Source organism: Streptomyces sp. NPDC086023 (assembly GCF_044540325.1).
Lineage (GTDB): Bacteria > Actinomycetota > Actinomycetes > Streptomycetales > Streptomycetaceae > Streptomyces.
This window is the reverse complement of sequence record NZ_JBITRX010000013.1, coordinates 161320-185483: the sequence shown is the minus strand read 5'-3', so window position 1 is coordinate 185483 and position 24164 is coordinate 161320. Positions and strand designations below refer to the sequence as shown.

The following is a 24164-nucleotide window of genomic DNA, read 5'->3' as shown; positions in this document are numbered from 1 at the left end:
ACGCCCCCCACGCCCCCACCCCGCACACGTACACCCGCACGCACCCGCACCCTGCGCCACCCGCCCCGCCCCTGCCCGCCCCACCCCTCAGGGAGACACAGCCATGCCCAGGACCCGCAGTCTGACCGCGGCTGTCGCCGTCGCCGCCGCGATATCCGCGCTCGCCACCGCGTGCACCGGACAGTCCGGCGGCCAGGCCCAGGACGACCCGGGGAAGGAGGTCACCCTCACCTTCTGGCACGGCTGGAGCGCCCCGGGCGAGGTGAAGGCCATCCAGGAGAACATCGCCCGGTTCGAGGACGCCCACCCCGACATCCACGTCAAGGTCACCGGCAACATGACCGACGACAAGGTCAACCAGGCGCTGCGGGCGGGCGGCGACGCGGCACCCGACGTGGTGTCCTCGTTCACCACCGACAGCGTGGGCAAGTTCTGCACCTCGGGCGCCTTCGTGAACCTCGACCCCTTCCTCGCCAAGTCGAAGGTCGACAAGCAGGCCGTCTTCCCCCAGCCGCTGCTGGACTACACCCGGTTCCGCGGCAACCAGTGCGCCCTGCCGCTGCTGAACGACGCGTACGGGCTCTACTACGACAAGGACGCCTTCGAGGCGGCCGGCATCAGCGGACCGCCGAAGACCTGGAGCGAGTTCACCGAGGTGGCGAAGAAGCTCACCAAGGCGAAGGGCGACGGCTACGAGCGGGTCGGCGTCATGCCCACCTTCCACGGCTACGAGACGACCCCGATGCGGCTGGCGGCCCAGTGGAGCCCCGCGTACTTCGACGCCGACGGCAAGTCGAACCTCGCGAAGGACCCGGCCTTCGCGCAGATGCTGACCTACCAGAAGGGCCTGGTCGAGGCGCTCGGCGGGTACGCGAAGCTGGAGCGGTTCCGCAGCACCTTCGGCGACGAATGGGGCGCCGAGCACCCCTTCCACCAGGGCAAGGTCGCCATGCAGATCGACGGCGAGTGGCGGCTGGCCATGGCCCGGGAGGCCGGGGTGAAGTTCGAGATCGGCACCGCGCCGCTGCCCGTCCCCGACGACCGCCCCGGCGACTACGGCAAGGGCTACCTCTCGGGCACCATCGTCGGCATCGCGGCCACCAGCGCCAAGCAGAACGCCGCCTGGGAACTGGTGCGGTACCTGACCACGGACACCGAGGCGGTGGTCGCCTTCGCCAACGCCATCCACAACGTGCCCTCGACCAAGGCCGCGCTGGAGTCGCCGAAGCTCGTCACCGAGCCCGGCTTCGGCACCTTCCTCGACATCGCGCGGCACCCGAAGTCCAACACCACCCCCGCCCAGGCCGACGGCGGCACCTACCAGCTGACCTTCACGGACTTCGCGTACCAGGTGGAGAAGGGCGCCGTGCCCGACCTGGCCGCGGGCCTGGCGAAGACGGCCGCGCAGGTCGACACCGACATCGCGAAGGCGAAGTAGCCCCATGGCCACGCACACCCTGCGGGCGAAGCAGCGGCGGGCCGCGCTCACCGCCGCGGCCTTCATGTCGCCCTGGCTGGTCGGCTTCAGCGTGTTCTTCGCGTATCCGCTCCTGTCGACCGTCTACTTCTCCCTCATGGACTACGACGGGATCCGGCCCCCGGCCTTCGACGGCGCCGCCAACTGGTCGTACGTCCTCACCGACTACCCGCTCTTCTGGCCGGCGGTCCGCAACACGCTCTGGCTGGTGCTGGTGATGGTCACCTGCCGGGTCGTGTTCGGGCTCGGCATCGGCCTGCTGGTGACCCGGATCAAGACCGGGGCCGGGGTCTTCAGGACGCTCTTCTACCTGCCCTACCTGGCCCCGCCCGTCGCGGCCACCCTCGGCTTCGTCTTCCTGCTCAACCCCGGTACCGGGCCCGCCAACACGGTCCTGGAGGGGCTGGGCCTGCCGGCGCCGGGCTGGTTCACCGACCCGTCCTGGTCCAAACCGGCGCTGACGCTGCTCGCCCTGTGGGGCATCGGCGACCTGATGGTGATCTTCATGGCGGCGCTGCTCGACGTGCCCAAGGAGCAGTACGAGGCGGCCCAGCTGGACGGCGCCGGCGCCTGGCAGCGGTTCCGCCACATCACCCTGCCCAACATCTCGCCCATCGTGCTGTTCGCGGTGGTCACCGGGGTGATCCAGGCCATGCAGTGCTACACGCAGCCGCTGGTGGCGGGGAAGGTGGCGGCGGGGGTGATCGGCGGCTCGGGCCAGCAGTTCGAGCCCGGCTACCCCGACAAGTCCACGCTGACGCTGCCCCAGCTGGTCTACAACCTCGGCTTCCAGCGCTTCGACTACGGCTCGGCCTGCGTGGTCGCGCTCGTGCTCTTCGCGCTGGCCATGGCGTTCACGGCGCTGCTGATGCGGCGCCGCGGCGGGCTCGTGGGAACGGGTGACTGACGATGACGACCTCCCTGACCGCTCCCCCCGCCGCCGGCCGGAGCACCGGCGCCCGCCCCGCCGCCCGGGCCGCCGCCCGCCGCACGGCCGTGCTGCACTGGATCGGCGTCCACGCCCTGGCCGTCGCGGCCGCCCTGTTCTTCGTACTCCCCTTCGTCTTCCTCTTCCTCACCTCCCTGATGAGCGACCAGCAGGCCCTCACCCGGGACCTCTGGCCGCGCACCTGGGAGTGGGGGAACTACGCGGAGGTCTGGCGCACCCCGGGTTTCCTCACCTGGTGGCGGAACACCCTGCTGTACGCGGGCCTCGGCACCCTGCTGACCCTGGTCTCCTCGGTTCCGGTGGCGTACGCGCTCGCCCGGTTCCGCTTCCGGGGCCGGAACCTGTCGCTGCTGCTCGTGGTCTCGATGATGATGCTGCCACCGCAGGTCGTGGTCATCCCCATGTACCTGTTCTGGGCCAAGCAGCTGGGCCTGTCCGGCACCCTGTGGCCGCTCGTCCTGCCCCTCGCCTTCGGCGACGCCTTCTCGGTCTTCCTGCTGCGCCAGTTCCTGCTGACCATCCCCCGCGAGTACCTCGACTCCGCGAAGGTCGACGGCTGCGGCGAACTGCGCACCCTGCTGCGGGTGGTCCTGCCGATGGCGAAGCCCGGCCTCGCCGCGGTGGCCCTCTTCCAGTTCTTCGCCTGCTGGAACGACTACTTCGGCCCGCAGATCTACGCCTCGGAGAACCCCGCCGCCTGGACCCTCAGCTACGGGCTGGAGTCCTTCAAGGGCGCGCACCACACCGACTGGAACCTCACCATGGCCGCGACGGCGCTGGTCATGGCCCCCGTGATCGTCCTCTTCTTCTTCGCCCAGAAGGCGTTCGTCGAGGGCGTCACCCTGACCGGAGTGAAGGGCTGACAGCACCATGAAGCTGACCGTCGTGGGTGGCGGGTCCACCTACACCCCCGAGCTGATCGACGGGTTCGCGCGGCTCCGCGAGACCCTGCCCATCGGCGAACTCGTCCTGGTGGACCCGGCCGCCGAGCGGCTGGAGCTCGTCGGCGGCCTGGCCCGGCGGATCTTCGCCCGCCAGGGCCACCCCGGACGCATCACCACCACGGCCGACCTCGACGCCGGGGTCGCGGACGCCGACGCCGTCCTGCTCCAGCTGCGCGTGGGCGGCCAGGCGGCCCGCGAGAAGGACGAGACCTGGCCGCTGGAGTGCGGCTGCGTCGGCCAGGAGACCACCGGCGCGGGCGGGCTCGCCAAGGCGCTCCGCACGGTGCCGGTGGTGCTCGACATCGCCGAGCGGGTGCGCCGTACCAACCCCGACGCCTGGATCATCGACTTCACCAACCCCGTCGGCATCGTCACCCGGGCCCTGCTCACCGCCGGCCACAAGGCCGTCGGCCTGTGCAACGTGGCCATCGGGCTCCAGCGGAAGTTCGCCGCCCTGCTGGGACTCGCGCCCGCCGAACTCCACCTGGACCACGTCGGGCTCAACCACCTGACCTGGGAACTCGGCGTGCGCAAGGGCGGCCCGGACGGGCCCGACCTGCTGCCCGAGCTGCTGGCCCGGCACGGCGCCGCGGTGGCCGCCGACCTGAGACTGCCGCCGGAGGTGCTGGCGCGGCTCGGCGTCGTCCCCTCGTACTACCTGCGCTACTTCTACGCGCACGACGAGGTGGTGCGGGAGATGCGCGAGAAGCCCTCGCGGGCCGCCGAGGTGGCCGCGATGGAGCGCGAACTGCTGGCGCTGTACGCCGATCCGGCCCTGGACGAGAAGCCGGAGCTGCTCGCGAAGCGGGGCGGCGCCTTCTACTCCGAGGCCGCCGTGGACCTGGCGGCGGCCCTGCTGGGCGACGGCGGCAGCCCGGTTCAGGTGGTCAACACCCTCAACCGCGGCACCCTGCCCTTCCTCCCCGACGACGCGGTGATCGAGGTGCCGGCCCGGGTGGACGCCTCCGGCGCCGTCCCGCTGCCCGTGCCGCGCCTCGACCCCCTGTACGCGGGCCTGATCGCGCAGGTCACGGCGTACGAGGAACTGGCCCTGGACGCCGCCCTGCGCGGCGGCCGGGACCGGGTCTTCCGGGCCCTGCTGGCCCACCCGCTGGTGGGCCAGTACGACCGGGCCGAGGGCCTCACCGACCGGCTGCTCGCCCACAACGAGGAGCACCTCCCGTGGCTCTGACCCCGTACGCCGTCCTGGCGGTGGACGCCGGCAACAGCAAGACCGACGTCGCGCTGATCGCCCCGGACGGGTCCGTGCCCGCCCGGGGCCGGGCCGGCGGCTTCCAGCCCGCGGTGACCGGGGTGGCCGCGGCGGTGGACGTGATCGCCGAGGCGCTGGCCTCCTGCGGGGCGGCGGCGGACGGCGGCGGCCCGCTCGCCGGCCACGTGTCGGCCTGTCTGGCCAACGCCGACTTTCCGCAGGAGGAGCGGGAACTGGCCCGGGAGATCGAGCGGCGCGGCTGGGGCCGCAGCACCGCCGTGTACAACGACACCTTCGCGCTGCTGCGCGCCGGGCTGCCGGCGGGCGCCGAGCCTCGCGGAGTGGCGGTGGTGTGCGGGGCCGGCATCAACTGCGTGGGGATGACCCCGGACGGGCGGACGGCCCGCTTCCCCGCGGTGGGCCAGATCTCCGGCGACTGGGGCGGCGGGGGCGGACTGGCCGACGAGGCCATGTGGTTCGCTGCCCGGGCCGAGGACGGCCGGGGCGCGCCCACCGAGCTGGCCGCGGCGCTGCCCGCGCACTTCGGGCTGGGCTCGGTGTACGAGCTGGTCGAGGCCCTGCACCTGGGGCGGATCCCGCGCGTGCGGCGGCACGAGATGACCCCGGTGCTGTTCGCGGTGGCGGACCGGGGCGACGCCGTGGCGCAGGCCCTGGTCGACCGGCAGGCCGACGAGGTCGTCGCGATGGCGTCGGTCGCTCTGGAGCGCCTCGGGCTGCTGGCCGAGGAGGTGCCGGTGGTGCTCGGCGGGAGCGTGCTGGCGGCCGGGCACCCCCGGCTGCACGACCGGCTGGCGGACCGGCTGGCCGACCGCGCGCCCCTGGCCCGGGTGACGGTGGTCACCGCCGCCCCGGTGCTGGGGGCGGGGCTGCTGGGGCTCGACGCGGTGGGGGCGCGCGAGCCGGCGTACGGGGAACTCCGGCTCCGGTTCGGGTGATTCGGCGGCCCGCCGCTGGGGAGGACTGGAACCGGGGCGGGGCGCGGGGCCGTCTGCCGGAGGGGAGCGGAGCGTGGGGCGTGGCCGGGGTGCGGGTGGCGGCGGCACGGTTGGTTCGGTCAAGATCCAGCCGTTGATGCTGTGCTCGTCGGCCACTGCGTCCATACTTCTGGCCAGGACCTGAGGGGGGAGAGGCCGGGTGACATACGCGTCGATCGCGCCGACGGCTGCGCCGGAGCCGGGCACGGAGCCGCCGCCCCGGCGGCGTACCGCCTGGTCGGAGGGCGTGGACCGGCTGCGTGCCGCCGCGACGACCGAGCCCGGCCGGCTGCGGATCATCGGTGCGGTGCTGGCGGCGCTCGTGCTGCTGTTCGGTGCCGTGACCGCCTGGCAGATCGCCGACCGCTCGGCCGCCGCGGAGGACGTGGTGAGCCGCAGCCAGCCGCTGAGCGCGGACGCGGCGAGCATCTACCGTTCCCTGGCGGACGCCGACACGGCCTCCTCCAGCGGCTTCCTCGCGGGCAGCGGCGAGTCGCGGGCGGTGCGGGAGCGGTACGAGCGGGACATCGCCAACGCCTCGCGGCTGCTGGTCAAGGCGGCGGCGAACGCCGGCGGCTCCGCGGAGTCGGCCCGGCAGATCGCCCTGCTGAACGAGCAGCTCCCCCGCTACACCGGTCTGATCGAGCAGGCCCGCGCCAACAACCGGCAGGGCCTGCCCCTGGGCGGCGCCTACCTGCGGTACGCGAACGAGCGGATGAGCACGCAGCTGCTGCCGGCCGCACAGCGGCTGTACGAGGCGGAGACCGGCCGGCTGTACGCGGACTACGCGCGGGCCGGGTCGTGGCCGCTGGCCGCCCTCGCCGCCGGGCTCGCGGCGCTGGCGTTGCTCGGCTGGGCGCAGCACCGCAACTTCCGGCGGACGAACCGGGTGTTCAACCACGGTCTGCTGGCCGCCACGGCCGCCTCGCTGGTGGTGCTCCTCTGGCTGGGTGTCGGGCACCTGGTGGCGCGGGCGGACCTGCAGGAGTCCCGGGCGCGCGGCCAGGAGTCGCTGAAGGTGCTCAACGACGCCCGGATCGCCTCGCTCCAGGCGCGGGCGAACGAGAACCTCACGCTGGTGTCGCGCGGCGCGGTGCTGGCCGCGGACAAGAAGTCGGACAAGTACGACGTGGACTTCGCCACGGGCGTGTCGGCGCTGCAGGAGGGTCTGGAGCGGGCCGGCCGGCTCGCGGACGACCCGGCGGGCGCCGAGCCGGTGGCGCGGGCGCTGGCGGGCCTGCGCGAGTGGCGGGCCCGGCACGCGGCCGCCCGGGCCACGGACGTCAGCGGCGACTACGAGGGCGCGCTGACGCAGGTGATCGGCGGCGGGAACAGCACGGGTGCCTCATTCGACAAGGTGGACGCCTCGCTCCAGGAGGCCGTGGCGCACGAGCAGCGGGAGTTCACGACGGCCGCCCGGAACGGTCTCGGCGCGTTCGGCGGCCTGACCCAGGGCGCGGCGGCGCTGGCGGTGCTGGGCGCGGTGGCGGCGTTGCTCGGTATCGGGCGCAGGCTTTCGGAGTACAGGTGAGATGCGGATGCCGATAGGGCGGGGCGGGCGCGCGGCGGACGGGCGCGAGAGGGTGCGGGCCGGACGGCTGCGCGGCTGGGGCGGGGTGACCGGCATGGCCGTGGCCTGTGCGCTGACGGCCGCGGCGGTGCTCGTACCGCTGTCCCGGCACCCGGACGCACACGGGGCGCCGGCCGCCTCGGCGGCGCAGGGCACGGCCGGGCGGCCGGCCGCGCCGGCCGCCGACACCTGCCGGGAGCCGGAGGCCAGCCTGACCCCGTCCGGGGCGGACGGCCCGACGATCGCGCGGATCAAGGCGGCGGGCAAGCTGGTCGCCGGCGTGGACCAGAACAGCTACCGCTGGGGCTACCGCAACCCCGCCACCGGCCAGCTGGAGGGCTTCGACATCGACCTGGTGAAGGCCATCGCCCGGGAGATCCTGGGCGACGAGGACGCGGTGATCTACCGGGCGATCCCGACCAGCCAGCGGATCCCCGCGCTCAAGGAGGGCCGGGTCGACGTGGTCGTCAGGACCATGACGATCAACTGCAAGCGGCTGGAGGAGGTGGCCTTCTCCACCGCGTACTTCGAGACCGGCCCCCAGGTGCTGGTCCCCAAGGGCTCCCCGATCACCGGGTACGACGCCTCGCTCAGGGGCCGCCGGATCTGCTCGGCGAGCGGCTCGACGGCGGAGACGCAGCTGAAGGCCAAGTCCTTCGGCGCGGACGTCTCGCGGACCGTGCCGAACCAGCTGGACTGCCTGGTCCGGCTGCAGCTGGGCGAGGTGGACGGCATGGTCACGGACAACGCGCTGGCGGCCGGCCTGGCCGCGCAGGACCCCTCGGTGAAGCTGGTAGGACAGCCGTTCGCCACGGAGTTCTACGGCGTGGCGATGAACAAGGACGCGAGTGACTTGGTACGGAGGGTCAACAAGGTCCTCGACGGGTACCGCCGGGGCGGTGCGAACAGCCCCTGGATGGCGGCCTACCGCAAGTGGCTGGCGGCCGACCTCCCCGACATCACGGCGCCCCCGGCGCCGAAGTACCGGGGCTGACCGATCTCATGGGACGGCTCATGGGGCGAGGCGACGGCAGAGAGGGCATCGATGGGCGGCACGGCTGCCGGCTTCCCCGGCTCCGATGACGGGCCGGGCGGTCCGGTGATGGACCGTGACGAGGTGGACCGCGCGCTGGCCCGCCTGGGCGCCGAGCACGAGGCCGTCGAGACCTCGCTGCTGGCGCTCCAGGACCACGCGGGCCGCCGGCTCCTGGAGGGCGCCGAGCTGACCGGTCACACCAAGGAGCGGTGGGCGGTCACGGACGCCCGGATCTCGCTGCTGTGGAACTACTTCGACGCGTACACGGCGGCGCTGACCGCGGCCAGGGACGCGCGGGCGCGGCGCCGCTGGGCCTCGCGGGAGGACCTGGCGGAGCTGACGGAGCGGCTGCGCGGGCGGAGCGTGACGGTGCCGGGCGCGGGCGTGGAGGGCTCGGCGCTGGCCGAGCGGTTCAGCCTGGCCGGGCTGGTGGCGCGGATGAACGAGCTGTACGCGGAGTCGCTGGACACGGTGGTCGCGGCGGACGCGGTGTGGTCGGCGCTGCCGGCCCGCATCGACCTGCTCGCGGCCGAGCTGCGCAGGACCCGCTCCCTGGCGCACTCGGTGGGCGTACGGCCCGGCGAACACCCCTCGGGGGACGACCTGGAGGCGATCACCGAGGAGCTGACCTCGCTGCGGGCCGAGGTGATCGCGGACCCGCTGGCCTTCTGGCAGCCGGCGCCGGGCAGTTCGGCGCCGGGCGGCGGCCGTCCCGACACCGGGCGGTACGACCGGGCGGCGCGAGCCCTGGAGGACGTGCGCCGGGAGATCGAGGCGGTGCTGCTGGTCCGGCAGGACGCCGAGCGGCGGCTGATCGGGCTGCGCGACCTGCTGTCGCGGGCCGACCGGACGCTGGCCGAGGCGCGCACGGCGCGCGGGGAGGTGCTCGCGAAGATCGCCGCCTCGGAGGTGCCCGCGGTCAGCGGGCCGCCGACCGCGCTCCAGGAACAGCTGGCCGCGGCGGCCGAGTACCGCCGGCAGGCACAGTGGCACCGGCTCTCGCCGCTGCTGGAGTCGCTGGAGCGGCGGGCGGAGGACGAACTGGAGCGGGCCCGCGCCTCGCTGACCGCGGTCACCGCCCCGCTGGCGGTGCGGGCGGAGTTGCGGGGCAGGCTGGACGCGTACCGGGCGAAGGTGGCCCGGCACGGGATGGCCGAGGACCCGCTGCTGATCGAGCGGTACGACGCGGCCCGGCGGATGCTGTGGAGCGCGCCGTGCGATCTGCGCGCGGCGGAGGAGGCGGTGCTGCGGTACCAGCGGGCGGCGGCCGAGGTGCTGGTGCCCCGGCAGTACGGCCCTGAGGACGGGCGATGAACGAGGTGGGTGTGACCGGGTCGGGCGCGGCGGCGGCCGGGGGCGCGTGTCAGCGTCCCGGGTGCCCCGGGGCGTACGAGGACATGGGCGGCGGCGGGCTGTACTGCGACACCTGCGGGCTGGCGCCTGCGGGTGGCTCGGGAGCCGGGGCCGGGGCCGGGGCCGGGGCGGTGGCCTCGGGCGGATCCGCCGGGTCGGCCGGCTCGGCCCGGGCGGGTGCGCCTGACGGCCGGGGGGCGGGGCCCGGCGCCGGCGAGGTCGAGACGATGCCCACCGGGATGACCAGCGCGGCGCGCGGGGCCCGGGGTTCCCAGGGCTCGCACGGCTCCCAGGGGTCGCACGGCTCGTCCGGGTCGCGGGGGTCCGGGCGCGGTTCCGCCTCGGCGCGGTCCTCGCGGTCCTCCCGGTCCTCCGGCTCGCGCCGTTCGGTCTCGGGGCGGCTGTCGCGCGCAATGTCCGGCACCGGCGGCTCCACGCGCTCGGTGTCGGTGCGCAGTTCGGGTTCCGCCTCGGGTGCCTCGGCGCGCGGCCGGCTGGGCGCCGGGCTGGTGTCCGTACCGGAGGTGGCGCGGCCCGATCCGTCGGCGGCGGTGCTGGAGAACCCCGAGGTACCCGAGCGGAAGCGTTTCTGCTCGCGGTCGGACTGCGGGGCTCCGGTCGGGCGGGCGCGCGGGGAGCGGCCCGGACGTACGGAGGGCTTCTGCACCAAGTGCGGGCACCCGTACTCCTTCGTGCCGAAGCTGCGCGCGGGCGACGTGGTGCACGGCCAGTACGAGGTGGCGGGCTGCCTCGCGCACGGCGGCCTGGGCTGGGTGTACCTGGCGGTGGACCGCGCGGTCTCGGACCGGTGGGTGGTGCTCAAGGGCCTGCTGGACACCGGGGACCAGGACGCGATGGCCGCCGCGATATCCGAGCGGCGCTTCCTGGCGGAGATCGAGCACTCCAACATCGTCCGGATCTACAACTTCGTCGAGCACCTCGACCAGCGCTCCGGCTCGCTGGACGGGTACATCGTCATGGAGTACGTCGGCGGCAAGTCCCTGAAGGAGATCGCCAACGAGCGGCGGCGGCCGGACGGGCGGCGCGACCCGCTGCCGGTCGAGCAGGCCTGCGCGTACGGGATCGAGGCGCTGGAGGCCCTGGGCCACCTGCACAGCCGGAACCTGCTGTACTGCGACTTCAAGGTCGACAACGCCATCCAGCAGCAGGACCAGCTGAAGCTGATCGACATGGGCGCGGTCCGGCGGATGGACGACGACGAGTCGGCGATCTACGGCACCGTGGGCTACCAGGCGCCGGAGGTGGCGGAGGTCGGCCCGTCGGTGGCCTCGGACCTGTACACGGTGGCGCGCACGCTGGCCGTGCTGACCTTCGACTTCCAGGGCTACACCAACGTCTTCGTGGACTCGCTGCCCGACCCCGGGCACATCGAGGTCTTCCGGCGGTACGAGTCCTTCTACCGGCTGCTGGTCCGGGCCACCGACCCCGATCCGGCGCGCCGGTTCGCCTCCGCGCAGGAGATGGCCGAGCAGCTGACGGGCGTGCTGCGGGAGGTGGTCGCCCTCCAGACGGGGAAGCCCAGGCCGCAGCTGTCCACGCTCTTCGGGCCCGAACTGCGGGTGCCGGACACGGAGCTGTTCGCGGAGCGGGCCGCCGAGGTGTCGCTGCTGGGGGCGCGGGAGGGCGGCGGGCGTGCCGGGCTCCTGGGGTCCGTTCTCGGGTCCGTCCTGGGGTCGGCTTCCGGGTCGGGTTCGGGATCGGGTACGAGGGCCGGGTACGGCTCCGGCTCCGGCTCCACCGAGGTGCCGGGCGCGGCCGCGGGTACGGGCGGCCCGGCCGGGCGGCCCGCCGCGGTGCCGGTGGTGCCGGCGGCCGCCGCGCAGGGGGCCGGTCCCGTGGCGTCCATCGGGTCGGCGGCCACGCACGCGGTGGGGGCGCCCGCTGCCGGGCCCGCCACGAGCGGCACCGCCTTCGTGCCGGGTCCCCGGGCGCCCGAGCCCGCGGAACCCGTGGCCTTCGCTCCCGGGGTGCCCGGGCTGGCCCGGCTGGACGCCGTACGCCACGCGCTGGCCCTGCCGCTGCCGCTGGTGGACCCGACGGACCCGAACGCCGGTTTCCTGGCCGGTCTGATGGGCTCGGGCGCGGCGGAGCTGCTGGGCGCGCTCGGGGCCGCGCCGGCCGATTCCGCGGAGCTGCGGCTGCGGGAGCTGCGGGCCCGGCTCGAACTGGGCGAGGCGCGGGCGGCCGCGCGGCTGCTGGACGAGCTGGAGGCGGCCCACCCGGACGACTGGCGGGTGGTGTGGGCGCGCGGGGTCTCCTCGCTGGCCACCGGGGACGACGCCGCCGCTGCCCTGTCCTTCGACGCCCTGTACGACGCCTTCCCTGGCGAGCCGGCGCCGAAGCTGGCGCTGGGCCTGTGCGCGGAGGTCCTGGGGCAGCTGGACAACGCGGCCGAGTACTACCGGCTGGTGTGGGTCACCGACCCGGGCTTCGTGAGCGCCGCGTTCGGACTGGCCCGGGTTCGGCTGGCGACCGGCGACCGGGCCGGCGCCGTGCGCGCGCTGGAGTCCGTACCGGAGGCGTCCATCCACTACACGGCGGCCCGGGTGGCGGCCGTGCGGGCCCGGCTGCGCGAGCGCGCGGCGCGGGAGGCGCTGCTGGACGACCTGACGGCCGCGGCCGGACAGGTCGAGGTGCTGCGGCAGTTCGGGCTGGACGCGGTGCGGCTGGAGCACCTGACCACCGAAGTTCTGGGCTCCGCCCTGGACTGGGTACTGTCGGGTAGTCAGGGGGCTACTACCCCTGGGCACGCCTCGCTGCTGGGCAGTCAACTGGACGAGCGGGGGCTGCGGTTCGGCCTTGAGCGCTCGTTCCGCGTCCTCGCGCGGCTCGCGCAGCGTGGCGAGGAGAGGATCGAACTGGTGGAGCGGGCAAACCGTTTCCGTCCCCGGACGTGGGTGTGAGTGATGTCGCGGATGCCATGGCTGTCGGGATGCCCCAGCTGCGAGGAGCCGGTGGAGGAGGGTGACCGCTTCTGCGGCCGGTGCGGCTGTGCCGTGACGGCGGCGCCGACCACCGACCGTCCGACGGTCCCCTTCGCGCCGGGTGCCGCCCCGGCCGCGTACGGCGGCCGGCCGCCTGCCGCCGGGGGCCTCCCGGGCGAACCGGCGCCGGCCCCGGGTGCCTACCCGGGCGGGCCGGTGCCTGCCACGGGGAGCCACCCCGGCGGGCCCGTGCCGCCCGCGGGCGGCTTCCCCGGCGGGCCCGTGCCGCGGCCCGGCGAGCCGGCCCCCGGAGCCGCCGCGACGGCACACGGGTTCGGCGACCCGTCCTGGCCTGCCCACCCGGCACCGGGCGCGGGCCCCACCGCGTACGGGGAGGCCTCCGGCCCGGGCGCGGCGGCGTACGGGGACGACCCGGGCGGCCAGACCCCCGGGGCCGGCGTGCCCGTGCCCGGCGAGCCACGGCACGACTTCGAGGCCCCGGCCCCCGGCGCCGCCCCGGCCCCCGGACCCGCCGCCTTCCCCGCACGGCCGGCTTCCGCCCCCGCGTTCACCACCCCGGTCCCCGGCACCGCCGAAGCCTGGCCCCGGGACGGCGGGCCCGGCTCGGGTGGGGCGTACGGCGGGCCGGTGTTCGCCGCCGGCGGCGGCCCCGGCGTACCCCCGCGCCCCGACCACGCGCCGACGCTGCCCGACGGGCCCGACCACCCGCCGACGCTGTACGACGGGCCCGGGCACGGGCCCGTGCAGGTGCCCGCGCCGCCCTCGGCGCCCCCCGCACCGCCCGCCCCCGCCGCGGTCCCGCGGCCCGCCGGGGCGCGGGGCTGCGTCGCCTGCCGGAGCGGGCACGTGGACACCGACGGGTACTGCGAGAACTGCGGGCACGCCCAGCCGCGCGAGCGGGACCACCAGGAGGAGTCACTGGAGAGCGTCGCGGCCGTGAGCGACCGCGGCCTGCGGCACCACCGCAACGAGGACTCCTTCGCCGTGGCCGCCACCGCGCTGCCGGACGGCACGACCGCCACCGTCGCCGTGGTCTGCGACGGCGTCTCCTCGGCCAGCAGGCCGGACGACGCCTCCGCCGCGGCCGCCTCCGCGGCCAACGAGTCGCTGCTGTCCGCGCTCCCCCGCGGCGCGCACCCCCAGCAGGCCATGCACGAGGCGATCGTGTCGGCGGCTGACGCCGTCAACGCGCTCGCCGCGGCCCCCGGCCACCAGAACGCCCCCGCCTGCACCCTGGTCGGCGCCGTGGTCACCCACGGCATCCTGGTGATCGGCTGGGTGGGGGACTCCCGCGCCTACTGGGTGCCCGACGACCGCTCCGCCCCGCCCGCCCGGCTCACCGAGGACGACTCCTGGGCCGCCCAGATGGTCGCCGCGGGGCTGATGGGCGAGGCCGAGGCGTACGCCGACGTGCGCGCCCACGCGATCACCGGCTGGCTCGGCGCCGACGCGTACGAACTCGAACCGCACACCGCCGCCTTCAAGCCCGACCGGCCCGGCGTGGTCGTCGTCTGCACCGACGGCCTGTGGAACTACGCCGAGAGCGCCGAGGAGATGGCGCGGGTGCTGCCCCCCGACGCCGCGACCCGGCCCCTGCACAGCGCACAGGTGCTCGTCGGCCACGCCCTCGACGGCGGCGGGCACGACAACGTGACCGTGGCCGTCGTGCCGTTCCCCGTGGCTCCGCGTCCGCATCCCTGAGGAGCAGAACCGATGGCCAACTTCGCCAAGCCGAGCGCTCCGCGCTTCGACGTCGAGGTGTACCAGAACGAGTACCTGCCCGAGGGCGGCCGCGACGTCAGCGCCATCGTCACCGTGACCTCGACCGGCGGCGGCAGCGTCGCCCGGACCGGCGCCGGCAGCGCGGGTGCCGCCGGCGCGGCCGGCCCGTCCGGCGGTTCGGCCGTCGTGATCATGGTCGACTGCTCGGGGTCCATGGACTACCCGCCGGAGAAGATGCGCAACGCCCGCGAGGCGACGGCCGCCGCCGTCGACACCCTCCGGGACGGCACCTCCTTCGCCGTGATCGCCGGTACGCACGTGGCCAGGGACGTCTACCCGGGCGGCGGCCGCCTCGCGGTGGCCGGCCCGGAGACCCGCAGCGCGGCCAAGGAGGCCCTGCGCCGGCTGAGCGCGGGCGGCGGCACCGCCATCGGCACCTGGCTGCGGCTGGCCGAGAGCCTGTTCGCGGGTACGGACGGGGCGGCGATCCGGCACGGGATCCTGCTCACCGACGGCCGGAACGAGCACGAGACCCCCGAGGCGCTGGCCGCCGCGCTGGAGCACTGCGCGGGGAGGTTCACCTGCGACGCCCGCGGCGTCGGGACGGACTGGGAGGTCAAGGAGGTCACCGGGATCGCCGAGGCGCTGCTGGGCCGGGCCGACATCGTGGCCGACCCGGCGGGCCTGCGGGCCGACTTCACCGCGATGATGGCGCGGGCCATGGACAAGGAGGTCGGCGACGTCGCCCTCCGGCTGTGGACGCCGGTCGGCGCCGAGGTCCTCTTCGTGAAGCAGGTCGCGCCGAGCGTGGTCGATCTCACGGACCGCCGCACCGAGGCGGGCCCGCGCGCCGGGGACTACCCGACCGGATCCTGGGGGGACGAATCCCGCGACTACCACGTCGGCGTACGCGTACCCGGTGCCGGGATCGGGCAGGAAATGCTCGCGGCGCGGGCCTCGTTGGTGGCCCCCGCCCCCGCGGGGGAGGGCGCGGGACCGGTCGTGCTGTCCCAGGGGCTGGTACGGGCGGTGTGGACGGACGACCTGGCCGCGTCGACCGCGATCAACCCGCAAGTGGCGCATTACACAGGCCAGGCGGAGCTGGCCCGGGCCATCCAGCAGGGCCTGGAAGCCCGTAAATCGGGAGATTTCGATGGTGCGACGGCCAAGCTGGGACGGGCCGTACAACTGGCGAGTGCGTCCGGGAACGAGGACACTGCGAAACTGCTTGCGAAGGTGGTCGACGTCGTCGACGCCGCGACCGGTACTGTGCGGCTGAAGGCGAAGGTCACGGATGCGGACGAGATGACTCTCGAAACGCGTTCGACGCAGACCGTTCGAGTGAAGAAGTCCTGAATTGCGGCCCTGACGGGGGCTGGACAGGGAGAGGGGGAAGGGCCGACATGCCGACCTGCCCGAACGGACACCAATCGGTCTCCGAAGACTGGTGCGAGGTCTGCGGCCACCGCATGGCCGGACCGGGTGCGCCCGCGGGGGCTCCCGCGCCGGGGCCCTCCTACGGCGGCTACGGCTACCCGGGTCCCGGGGGCGACGCCACCATGCAGGCCGAGCTCTGCCCGCAGTGCCGCACCCCCCGCGAGGCCATGGCGCCGTTCTGCGAGGAGTGCCGCTACAACTTCCTGACCCGCCAGCCCACCGGCTACAGCCCGCAGCAGCCCGGTGGCGGCCGCGGTCCCGGCCCGGGCGCGCCCGTACCGCCGCACGGCACGGGCGCGGGGGTCCCCGTGCCGCCGCCCGGTCCCGGCGGACGCCCCGGTCCCGGCATGAACCTGCCGCCCGGCTACCAGCCGCAGCAGGACCACTTCGACTACCAGGGCTCCCGGCCCTCCCAGGTGAACCGGCCGGCCGAGCCGCTGCACGGCGACCCCGCGGGCGGCTACCAGCAGCCCGGCCCGCCGCCGGGGGCGTTCCAGCAGCGTCACCAGGGCCCGCCGGCCCCCGCGCCCGCCCCGCACCAGACCGGCGGCGACGACTGGATGCTCCCGCCGCCCGGCGGGCAGCAGTCGCAGCAGCCCCCGTACCAGCAGGGTCCGCCGCAGCAGCACCAGCACCCGGGCGCACCCGTACCGCAGCCCGGCCCGGGCATGCACCCCCAGGGGGGGCACCCGGGCCAGGGCGGACACCCGGGCCAGCAGGGCCACCCCGGCCAGGGCGGACACCCCGGCCAGCAGGGCCACCCGGGTCAGGGCATGCACCCCGGCCAGCAGGCACCCTTCCCCGCGCAGGGCGGCGCCTGGTCGGCGACCATCGGCCCCGACCGCTCGTACTTCATGGCGATGATGCAGCGCAGCGGTCCGGAGGCCGCGGGCCTGAACCTGCCCGCGTACTCCCCGGAGCAGCACCTGTCGCTGACCGGCGGCCAGATCACCATCGGCCGCCGCCGCCAGTCCACGGGCGAGTCCCCCGACATCGACCTGTCGGTGCCGCCGGAGGACCCGGGCGTCTCGCACCAGCACGCCGTGCTGGTGCAGCAGCCGGACGGCAGTTGGGCCGTGGTGGACCAGAACTCCACCAACGGCACCACGGTCAACGGCGGCGACGACCCGATCCAGCCGTACGTGCCCGTGCCGCTGGGCGACGGCGACCGGGTGCACGTGGGCGCCTGGACCACGATCACCATCCGGCGCGGCTAGCCGGCACCGCCGGCGCGCCGGCTGAAAACGCGGGGCCCCGCCGACCGGGAGGTCGTCGGGGCCCCTGCGCGTGCGCCTCGGACGGTTCAGATGCCGACCGCGTTCGTCGTCGGCAGCCAGGACTGCAGCTGCAGGACCAGCTGGCTCCACGCGCCGGTGATCAGCAGCACGCCGACCGCGACCAGGAATCCCCCGCCGATCCTCAGCACCCACGTGTAGTGCCTCTTGACCCAGCCGAACGCCCCCATCGACCGGCGGAAGGCGAGTGCCGTGAGGATGAACGGAACCCCGAGCCCCAGGCAGAAGAACACCATCAGCAGCGCCCCGCGCCCCGGGCTGTCCTGCCCCATGGAGAGCCCCATCACCGCGCCGAGCGTCGGCCCCATGCACGGCGTCCATCCCAGCCCGAACGTGAAGCCGAGGACCGGGGCTCCCAGCAGGCCCGCGGCCGGCTTCCGGTGGATCCTGATGTCGCGCTGCATCAGCCCCGGCAGGAATCCCATGAACGCCAGGCCGAACAGCACGGTCAGCGAACCCAGAACGACTTCCAGGGTCTCCTTGTACTGCGACAGGGTGTTGCCGAAATACCCGAAGAAAGCGCCCTGCGAAATGAACGGGGCCGAGAAACCGAGGACGAAGAGGAACGCCCCGAGAAGCATGCGTCCGCGCTTGGCCGCTCCACCGGCCTCACCGCCGCCCGGGCCCGCCTCCGCGGCGGACAGGCCGGTGACGTAGCCGAGGTATCCGGGGACGAGCGGCAGCACGCAGGGCGAGAAGAAGGAGATGAGACCTGCCAGCAGGGCGACGGGTACGGCCAGAACCAGGGCACCGTTCATCACCACCGAGTCGGCGGTTGCCGCCAGGACCACAGGGCCTCCTCTTTTCCCGCCGCGTTCCGCCCGGCCACGGCTCCCGGGCACATTTCGCCCACAAGTGTGGCACGCGGCTTTCAGGGCCTTTCGTGCGGGCCCCGGGGCCACCGGCGGGGCTCAGCGGGTCCCGCTCCCCAGCGGCCACACGTAGGGCCCCTGGGGGTCGTCCAGCCAGGACCACTCCCCGTCGGCGTTCACGGTCACGCCGAAGCGCTCGCGCCCCGGGCGCCCCTCGCCGCGCCACAGGTCCAGTGCCTCGCGCGGGTGCAGCACCGCACCGGTCAGCCCGAGCATGAAGCGGAACCGGTCGTCCTCGTGCAGGTCGTACGGCAGGTCGTACGGCGGCCTGGACACCTCCGGCCCGGCCACGCCCCGTATCCCGCCGCGCAGCGGCACGAAGTACACCGGCGTGTGCAGGAACCGCCCCTCCGCGAAGCCCGCCCCGAGGACCGCCAGCGCCAGCAGCCCGGTTGAGATCGGGGCCAGGATCCGCGCCCCGGGCACGCACTGGCCCAGCCAGGCGTGCGGCACCAGCGGCAGCGTGCAGGTCGCGATGATCCGGTCGTACGGGGCACGGGCGGGACAGCCGCGCGCCCCGTCACCGGTCACCACCGCGGGGTGGTAGCCGAGCAGGGCGAGGTGCGCGCGGGCCGACTCGGCGATCTCCTCGTCGAGGTCGACGGTGGTCACGTGCTCGTCGCCCAGCCGGTGGCAGAGCAGGGCCGCGTTGTAGCCGGTGCCGGCGCCGATCTCCAGGACCCGCTGCCCCTCGCGGACGTCGAGGGCGGTCAGCATCCGGGCCATCAGCGAGGGCTGGCTGCTGGAGGACACCAGTTCGCCGTCGCGCAGGCGGGTGGCGAGCGGGGTGTCCGCGTAGACGCCGCGCAGCCAGCGGGCCCGCCGCTCGGGGTCCGGGTCCTCGCCCCACAGCCGCTCGTACCCGGCGCCGCGGCCCGTGTAGTAGTACGGGACGAAGACGTGCCGCGGCACCGAGGAGAAGGCCGCGCGCCAGGCGGGGTCCCGGAGGTCTCCGGCCGCGACCAGCTCGCGGACCTGCGCCGCGTGCGCCGTCTCCCGCTCCACCGCGTGCGGTGCTTCGTGCGCCCTGTGCGCGCTCCGTGCGCCCATGACTCCACTGTCCTGCCCCCGGCGGTTCCGGGCCAACGGGACGGTCCTGGAACCGGGGTCCTCCGTCCGGGCGTCTGAGACGATGGTCGGGTGAATGAGAATCCCCAGGGCACGCTTCCGGAGCAGACGTTCTACGAGCAGGTGGGCGGCGAGGAGACCTTCCGGCGCCTGGTGCGCCGGTTCTACGAAGGGGTCGCCGGCGACCCGCTGCTGCGTCCCATGTACCCGGAGGAGGACCTCGGCCCGGCCGAGGAGCGGTTCGCGCTGTTCCTGATGCAGTACTGGGGCGGTCCCACGACGTACAGCCAACACCGGGGGCACCCGCGCCTCCGGATGCGGCACGCGCCCTTCGTCGTGGACAAGGCGGCGCACGACGCGTGGCTGGGGCACATGCGGGACGCCGTGGACGAGCTGGGCCTGGCACCCGAGCACGAGGAGCAGCTCTGGCGATACCTGACCTACGCCGCCGCCTCGATGATCAACACCGCGTAGCGGGGCCGGGCGGCCGGGCGGGACGTACGGGGACGGCGGGCGTCAGACCGGGCGGACCTGGAGGGCGCCCAGGCCGCCGCCGGGGCGGCGCAGGGCCACGGAGCCGTACGGGGTGCTCAGGCGCAGCCAGCCGCCCGAGGCGAGCAGGGCGACGGGACCGGGCTCGGACGCGCCGGTGCCGGCGCCCGCGGCCGCCCGTACCGGGCGCAGGAAGCCCAGGGACTGGGCGGCGTGGACGGCACGCAGCGGCAGTTCGGTCCCGCCGAGGGTGCGGGACCAGATCTCGCGGCCGATCCGGTCACGCTCGGCGCGGGTCCTGGACGCGGCCGGCAGGGCCTCGTCCCGGGCCCGGAACTCCGCCACGGCCATGCCGACGGCGGTGCGCATCTCGTCGGCCGTCGGCAGCCCGGCGATGCGCTGCCAGCCGCCGCGCGGCGGCAGCACGCCGGCCCACGGCGGACCGGTGACGGGCGCGGGCACCACGGCGGTGCCGGCGGCCTCGTCGACCGATTCGAGCAGCTCGCCCGCGGAGACGGTGAGGTCCAGGGTCACGGGCTCGGCGAGCCGGGCCGTGCGGATCGCGAGGACCTCGAAGGACGGCGGGCGGCCGAACACGGCCAGCGCCCCGCCGCCGCCCTGGAGGCGGACGGCGGCGGCGCGGTCGTAGTGCACGAGGCGGCCGAGGAAGGCGGCGAGGTCCGCCGCCTCCCCCGAGTCGGCCAGCCGCAGGCGGAGCGTCATGCGGCGGCGCGCCCTTCGGCGCTGTCGTCGACGTACTCCTGGAGGAACGAGCGCTCCTCCTCGGTGATGCGGCGGGGCCGCTGCGCCTCAAGATCGAAGGGCACGACCACCGTCTCGGCCCGTACGTAGACCTGCTCGGGGTCCTTGATCTCGTAGGCGATGACCAGCGAGGCCGCGCCTATCTTCTTCACCCAGGACTCGACGGTCACCGGCGCGTGCCGGTGGACCAGCGGCCGGACGTAGTCGATCTCGTGGCGGGCCACGACCGACCCGCCCTGGAACGACTGCGAGCCGTTCCCCGGCGCCAGCCGGAACATGAAGTCGATCCGGGCCTCCTCCAGGTAGCGGAGGAAGACCACGTTGTTGACGTGCCCGAAGGCGTCCATGTCCGACCAGCGGAGGGGGCAGCTGTAGAGATGACGGGCCATGCTCAGCCTCGGGTCAGCTTCTTGTAGGTGGCGCGGTGCGGACGGGTGGCGTCCGGGCCGAGCCGCTCGACCTTGTTCTTCTCGTACGACTCGAAGTTGCCCTCGAACCAGAACCACTTCGACTCGCCCTCGTAGGCGAGGATGTGCGTGGCCACCCGGTCCAGGAACCAGCGGTCGTGGGAGACGACCACGGCGCAGCCGGGGAAGTCCAGCAGCGCGTTCTCCAGGGAGGACAGGGTCTCGACGTCGAGGTCGTTGGTGGGCTCGTCGAGGAGCAGCAGGTTGCCGCCCTGCTTCAGGGTGAGCGCCAGGTTCAGGCGGTTGCGCTCACCGCCGGAGAGCACACCGGCCGGCTTCTGCTGGTCCGGGCCCTTGAAGCCGAACGCGGAGACGTAGGCGCGGGACGGCATCTCGACCTGGCCGACGTTGATGTAGTCGAGCTCGTCGGAGACGACGGCCCACAGCGTCTTCTTGGGGTCGATGTTGGCGCGGCCCTGGTCGACGTACGAGATCTTGACGGTCTCGCCGACCTTGATCTCGCCGGAGTCCGCGGCCTCCAGGCCCTGGATCATCTTGAACAGCGTGGTCTTGCCCGCGCCGTTCGGACCGATGATGCCGACGATGCCGTTGCGCGGCAGGGTGAAGGACAGGTCGTCGATCAGGACCTTGTCGCCGAAGGCCTTGGAGAGGTTGTTGACCTCGACGACGATCGAGCCCAGGCGCGGGCCCGGCGGGATCTGGATCTCCTCGAAGTCCAGCTTCCGCATCTTCTCGGCCTCGGCGGCCATCTCCTCGTAGCGGGCGAGGCGGGCCTTGGACTTGGCCTGGCGGCCCTTGGCGTTGGAGCGGACCCACTCCAGCTCTTCCTTGAGGCGCTTCTGGCGCTTCTCGTCCTTCTTGCCCTCGACCTTGAGGCGCTCGGCCTTCTTCTCCAGGTACGTGGAGTAGTTGCCCTCGTACGGGTGGGCGCGGCCGCGGTCGAGCTCGAGGATCCACTCGGCGACGTTGTCCAGGAAGTACCGGTCGTGGGTGACGGCCACGACACAGCCCTTGTACTGGGCCAGGTGCTGCTCCAGCCAGTTCACCGACTCGGCGTCGAGGTGGTTGGTGGGCTCGTCGAGGAGCAGCAGGTCGGGGGCCTCCAGCAGCAGCTTGCAGAGGGCGACGCGGCGCTTCTCACCACCGGAGAGGGTGGTGACCGGCCAGTCGGCGGGCGGGCAGCCCAGCGCGTCCATGGCCTGCTCCAGCTGGGCGTCGAGGTCCCAGGCGTTGGCGTGGTCCAGGTCCTCCTGGAGCTTGCCCATCTCCTCCATGAGCTCGTCCGTGTAGTTCGTGGCCATCTCCTCGGCGATGGCGTTGAACCGGTCGAGCTTGCCCTTGATCTCCGCGACGCCGTCCTGGACGTTCTCCAGGACCGTCTTGGACTCGTCGAGCTTGGGCTCCTGCATGAGGATGCCGACGCTGTACCCGGGCGTCAGGAAGGCGTCACCGTTGGACGGCTGCTCGATGCCCGCCATGATCTTCAGAACGGTGGACTTGCCGGCGCCGTTCGGGCCGACCACGCCGATCTTCGCTCCCGGCAGGAAGTTCAGGAAGACGTCGTCGAGGATCACCTTGTCGCCGTGCGCCTTGCGCGCCTTGCGCATGGTGTAGATGAACTCAGCCAAGAGAAACCGTCCGGCAGATCGATGATGGGCAGATACACCCCATCTTGCCGTACGTCCATCCCCGGGCGGAAACCCGTATGGCGCCGGTCACCCCCCGCGGGGCGTGGCCGGCGCCGGTGGATCACTCGGGGGACTCGGTGTCCGTGGGGCGCTTGCGCAGCAGGAACACGACTCCGGCGCCCAGGACCACCAGGCCCACGGCGAGCGAGGCGATCACGGGGGTGGCGCTGGAGCTGCCGCTGGCCGCGAGGCGGGTGTCGGAGGCGTCGGCGCTCTCCTCGGCCGCGGGGAGCGGGAGCGCGTCGGCGTAGGTGCGGGCCGCCAGGCGGGTGGGGGCCCAGACCCCGGTGGCCGTGGCGGTGGCCGCCGATTCGCTGGAGCCGGCCACGATCTGCGCCTGGCTGCTGCCGTCGCTGATCAGCACCCGGCCGACCGGGACCTTGGTGGAGCCCTGCACGGTGACCGCGCCGGCACCGTCCGTGGCGCCCTGGGGCACGTCGAACCAGAGCAGGGCGCCGGGGACGGCCGTGGCGACCGGGGCACCGTCCGCGCCGACGATCCGCACCCCGGCGGCCCGGGCCGCCGCGTCCGGGGCGACGGCGACGCTCTGGGCGCCGGTGTGGACGGTGACGGGCCCGATCCGGCTGCCGGAGGTCCCGGTGACGGTGGCGGGGGTCAGGCTCAGGGAGGCGGGCGGCTCGGCGAGCGTGCGGGCGGCCTTCTGGAGGTAGTCGGCCAGCTTCTCGGCCGCCGGGTCCACCGCCTCCACCTGCACGTGGTCCGAGAGGCGCCAGATGGCGACCTGCGTGCCGGCCGCCGCGGTCTCGGCGGTCAGCGCGCCGGCCCCGGCCCGCCGGGCGAGCCCCGCCAGGTCGTTCAGCTGGGGATAGGAGTGCTGGAGGATCCAGCGGATCCGGCCGGCGTCCTTGTTGGCGTCGAGGGGGCTGCCGCTCCAGGCGGTCTCCGCATACCGCGCCTCCTGCTGGGACTGGATCGCGATGCCCACGCCGTACGTCTGGAGTGTGCCCCCGCCCTCGACGCGCATCTCGTAGAGCCCGGCCGGGATGGTGCGCGGCCCGTCGGGCGTGTGGAGCAGGGCCTCGCCGGTGGCGGCGGGCCCGGCCAGCACGGCGCTCGTGCCGGCCGCGGGGGTGGGCGCCAGGCGCGGGGTGCCGGAGGCCCCCACGGCCCCGGGAGCACCCGCCGCGCCGGCCGCGCGGGGAGCACCCGCCGCGCCGGCGGCTCCGGCCGCGCCCGCGGCGCGGGGCGCTCCGGCGGCGTGCGCCGCGCCCGCCCCGGCCACGGAAGCGGAACCGGCGAGCGCGGCCGTGAGCAGCACCACGGCGAGCGGCCGCCGCGCAGGCGCCAGAGCAGGCTGAACTGCCGGACGAGATGTAAATGCTGAAAGAAGTGAAGCGGAAACGGCGAAAGACACGGTTTTCCCCTTCGGGCCGGAGCCCCAAGTGCCCACGAGTACCGGGGAATCCTAGCGGTCTCGAACACTCAGACCACCGCCGCCTTCTGAGGTGCCGTCAGTGTGCCCTCGCCTTTGACCACACGGCGGAAGGCCGAGGTGCCCCGGCTGAGGTCGTGCCCGACGGCCAGCGCGTCCACGTCCGCCGAGAACCAGCGCTTGCCGTCCTCTTCCCCTTCGTCCTTCACCCGCAGTCTTCCGTGCACCACCAGCGGTTCTCCGACCGAGACCGAACCGGCCAGATTCGCGGCGAGCGCCCGGCGCGCCCACACCGTGTAGAAACTCGTGGGGCCGTCGGCCCAGAGTTCTTTCTGCCGGTCCCAGAACCGCGAGGTCACCGCGAAGCGGAACCGCGCCACGGCCCCGGTCGGTGCCTCGCGGTAGTCGATCCGCGTCGCCACGTTGCCCACCAGCGTCACCAGCGTGTCGTTCATCCCGGCCGCCCCCTTCCTGGCCCGGCTCTCCGTCCGGGAGTCCGTCCGG

Annotated in this window: 20 protein-coding genes; 13 read left to right on the top strand and 7 right to left on the bottom strand. The window is 74.3% G+C overall.

Features of this window, described 5'->3' with window-relative positions:
- Nucleotides 1-103: 103 nt before the first annotated feature.
- The 12 genes from ACIF6F_RS25115 to ACIF6F_RS25060 all read left to right on the top strand — a co-directional run bounded on the left by ACIF6F_RS25115 (nt 104) and on the right by ACIF6F_RS25060 (nt 16879).
- A complete protein-coding gene (locus tag ACIF6F_RS25115) occupies nt 104-1438 on the top strand; it encodes an ABC transporter substrate-binding protein (RefSeq protein WP_399950595.1) in 1335 nt (444 codons plus the stop codon).
- Between the two features lie 4 nt (nt 1439-1442).
- On the top strand, nt 1443-2384 hold the full coding sequence (locus tag ACIF6F_RS25110; RefSeq protein WP_399950591.1) for a carbohydrate ABC transporter permease: 942 nt from the start codon (nt 1443-1445) through the stop codon (nt 2382-2384).
- 2 nt (nt 2385-2386) lie between these two features.
- Nucleotides 2387-3289 (top strand): carbohydrate ABC transporter permease, encoded by a 903-nt coding sequence (locus ACIF6F_RS25105; RefSeq protein WP_399950588.1) that lies wholly within the window; start codon nt 2387-2389, stop codon nt 3287-3289.
- Nucleotides 3290-3296: 7 nt separating this feature from the next.
- On the top strand, nt 3297-4562 hold the full coding sequence (locus tag ACIF6F_RS25100) for a 6-phospho-beta-glucosidase (RefSeq protein WP_399950585.1): 1266 nt from the start codon (nt 3297-3299) through the stop codon (nt 4560-4562).
- Complete coding sequence (locus tag ACIF6F_RS25095; protein WP_399950582.1) at nt 4553-5539, top strand: N-acetylglucosamine kinase; 987 nt, start codon at nt 4553-4555, stop codon at nt 5537-5539. Before ACIF6F_RS25100 ends, ACIF6F_RS25095 begins: the two co-directional genes overlap by 10 nt.
- A 199-nt stretch (nt 5540-5738) precedes the next feature.
- Nucleotides 5739-7109 carry a hypothetical protein gene (locus ACIF6F_RS25090; RefSeq protein WP_399950579.1) on the top strand — a complete coding sequence of 457 codons (1371 nt, stop codon included), beginning with the start codon at nt 5739-5741 and terminating at the stop codon, nt 7107-7109.
- A 7-nt stretch (nt 7110-7116) separates the two neighbouring features.
- Nucleotides 7117-8142, top strand: a complete 1026-nt coding sequence (locus ACIF6F_RS25085; RefSeq protein WP_399950576.1) for a glutamate ABC transporter substrate-binding protein — start codon at nt 7117-7119, stop codon at nt 8140-8142.
- A 51-nt stretch (nt 8143-8193) separates the two neighbouring features.
- Nucleotides 8194-9498, top strand: a complete 1305-nt coding sequence (locus ACIF6F_RS25080; RefSeq protein WP_399950573.1) for a hypothetical protein — start codon at nt 8194-8196, stop codon at nt 9496-9498.
- Complete coding sequence (locus ACIF6F_RS25075; protein WP_399950570.1) at nt 9495-12461, top strand: tetratricopeptide repeat protein; 2967 nt, start codon at nt 9495-9497, stop codon at nt 12459-12461. Before ACIF6F_RS25080 ends, ACIF6F_RS25075 begins: the two co-directional genes overlap by 4 nt.
- Before the next feature lie 3 nt (nt 12462-12464).
- Nucleotides 12465-14204 (top strand): protein phosphatase 2C domain-containing protein, encoded by a 1740-nt coding sequence (locus ACIF6F_RS25070; protein ID WP_399950567.1) that lies wholly within the window; start codon nt 12465-12467, stop codon nt 14202-14204.
- A 12-nt stretch (nt 14205-14216) separates the two neighbouring features.
- A complete protein-coding gene (locus tag ACIF6F_RS25065) occupies nt 14217-15581 on the top strand; it encodes a VWA domain-containing protein (RefSeq protein ID WP_399950564.1) in 1365 nt (454 codons plus the stop codon).
- Between the two features lie 47 nt (nt 15582-15628).
- Complete coding sequence (locus ACIF6F_RS25060; protein WP_399950561.1) at nt 15629-16879, top strand: FHA domain-containing protein; 1251 nt, start codon at nt 15629-15631, stop codon at nt 16877-16879.
- 86 nt (nt 16880-16965) lie between these two features.
- On the opposite strand, the gene ACIF6F_RS25055 is transcribed toward ACIF6F_RS25060, so the two are convergent.
- Both ACIF6F_RS25055 and ACIF6F_RS25050 read right to left on the bottom strand, forming a co-directional pair.
- A complete protein-coding gene (locus ACIF6F_RS25055; protein WP_399950807.1) occupies nt 16966-17715 on the bottom strand; it encodes a cytochrome c biogenesis protein CcdA in 750 nt (249 codons plus the stop codon).
- Nucleotides 17716-17868: 153 nt separating this feature from the next.
- On the bottom strand, nt 17869-18879 hold the full coding sequence (locus ACIF6F_RS25050) for a methyltransferase domain-containing protein (protein WP_399950558.1): 1011 nt from the start codon (nt 18877-18879) through the stop codon (nt 17869-17871).
- A 90-nt stretch (nt 18880-18969) separates the two neighbouring features.
- Between ACIF6F_RS25050 and ACIF6F_RS25045 the strand changes: the two genes are divergently transcribed.
- Nucleotides 18970-19371, top strand: coding sequence for a globin (locus ACIF6F_RS25045; protein ID WP_399950555.1), 402 nt, complete (start codon nt 18970-18972; stop codon nt 19369-19371).
- Nucleotides 19372-19413: 42 nt separating this feature from the next.
- On the opposite strand, the gene ACIF6F_RS25040 is transcribed toward ACIF6F_RS25045, so the two are convergent.
- The 5 genes from ACIF6F_RS25040 to ACIF6F_RS25020 form a co-directional block, all read right to left on the bottom strand.
- Complete coding sequence (locus ACIF6F_RS25040; protein ID WP_399950553.1) at nt 19414-20112, bottom strand: hypothetical protein; 699 nt, start codon at nt 20110-20112, stop codon at nt 19414-19416.
- Complete coding sequence (locus ACIF6F_RS25035) at nt 20109-20540, bottom strand: acyl-CoA thioesterase (protein ID WP_399950550.1); 432 nt, start codon at nt 20538-20540, stop codon at nt 20109-20111. The genes ACIF6F_RS25040 and ACIF6F_RS25035 overlap by 4 nt, the downstream gene beginning before the upstream one ends.
- 2 nt (nt 20541-20542) lie before the next feature.
- Nucleotides 20543-22207, bottom strand: coding sequence for an energy-dependent translational throttle protein EttA (gene ettA, locus ACIF6F_RS25030; RefSeq protein WP_399950547.1), 1665 nt, complete (start codon nt 22205-22207; stop codon nt 20543-20545).
- 121 nt (nt 22208-22328) lie between these two features.
- Nucleotides 22329-23549 (bottom strand): TQXA domain-containing protein, encoded by a 1221-nt coding sequence (locus ACIF6F_RS25025; RefSeq protein WP_399950544.1) that lies wholly within the window; start codon nt 23547-23549, stop codon nt 22329-22331.
- A 161-nt stretch (nt 23550-23710) separates the two neighbouring features.
- Entirely contained in the window at nt 23711-24115 is a 405-nt protein-coding gene (locus tag ACIF6F_RS25020; protein ID WP_399950541.1) for a single-stranded DNA-binding protein, read from the bottom strand.
- Nucleotides 24116-24164: the final 49 nt, after the last annotated feature.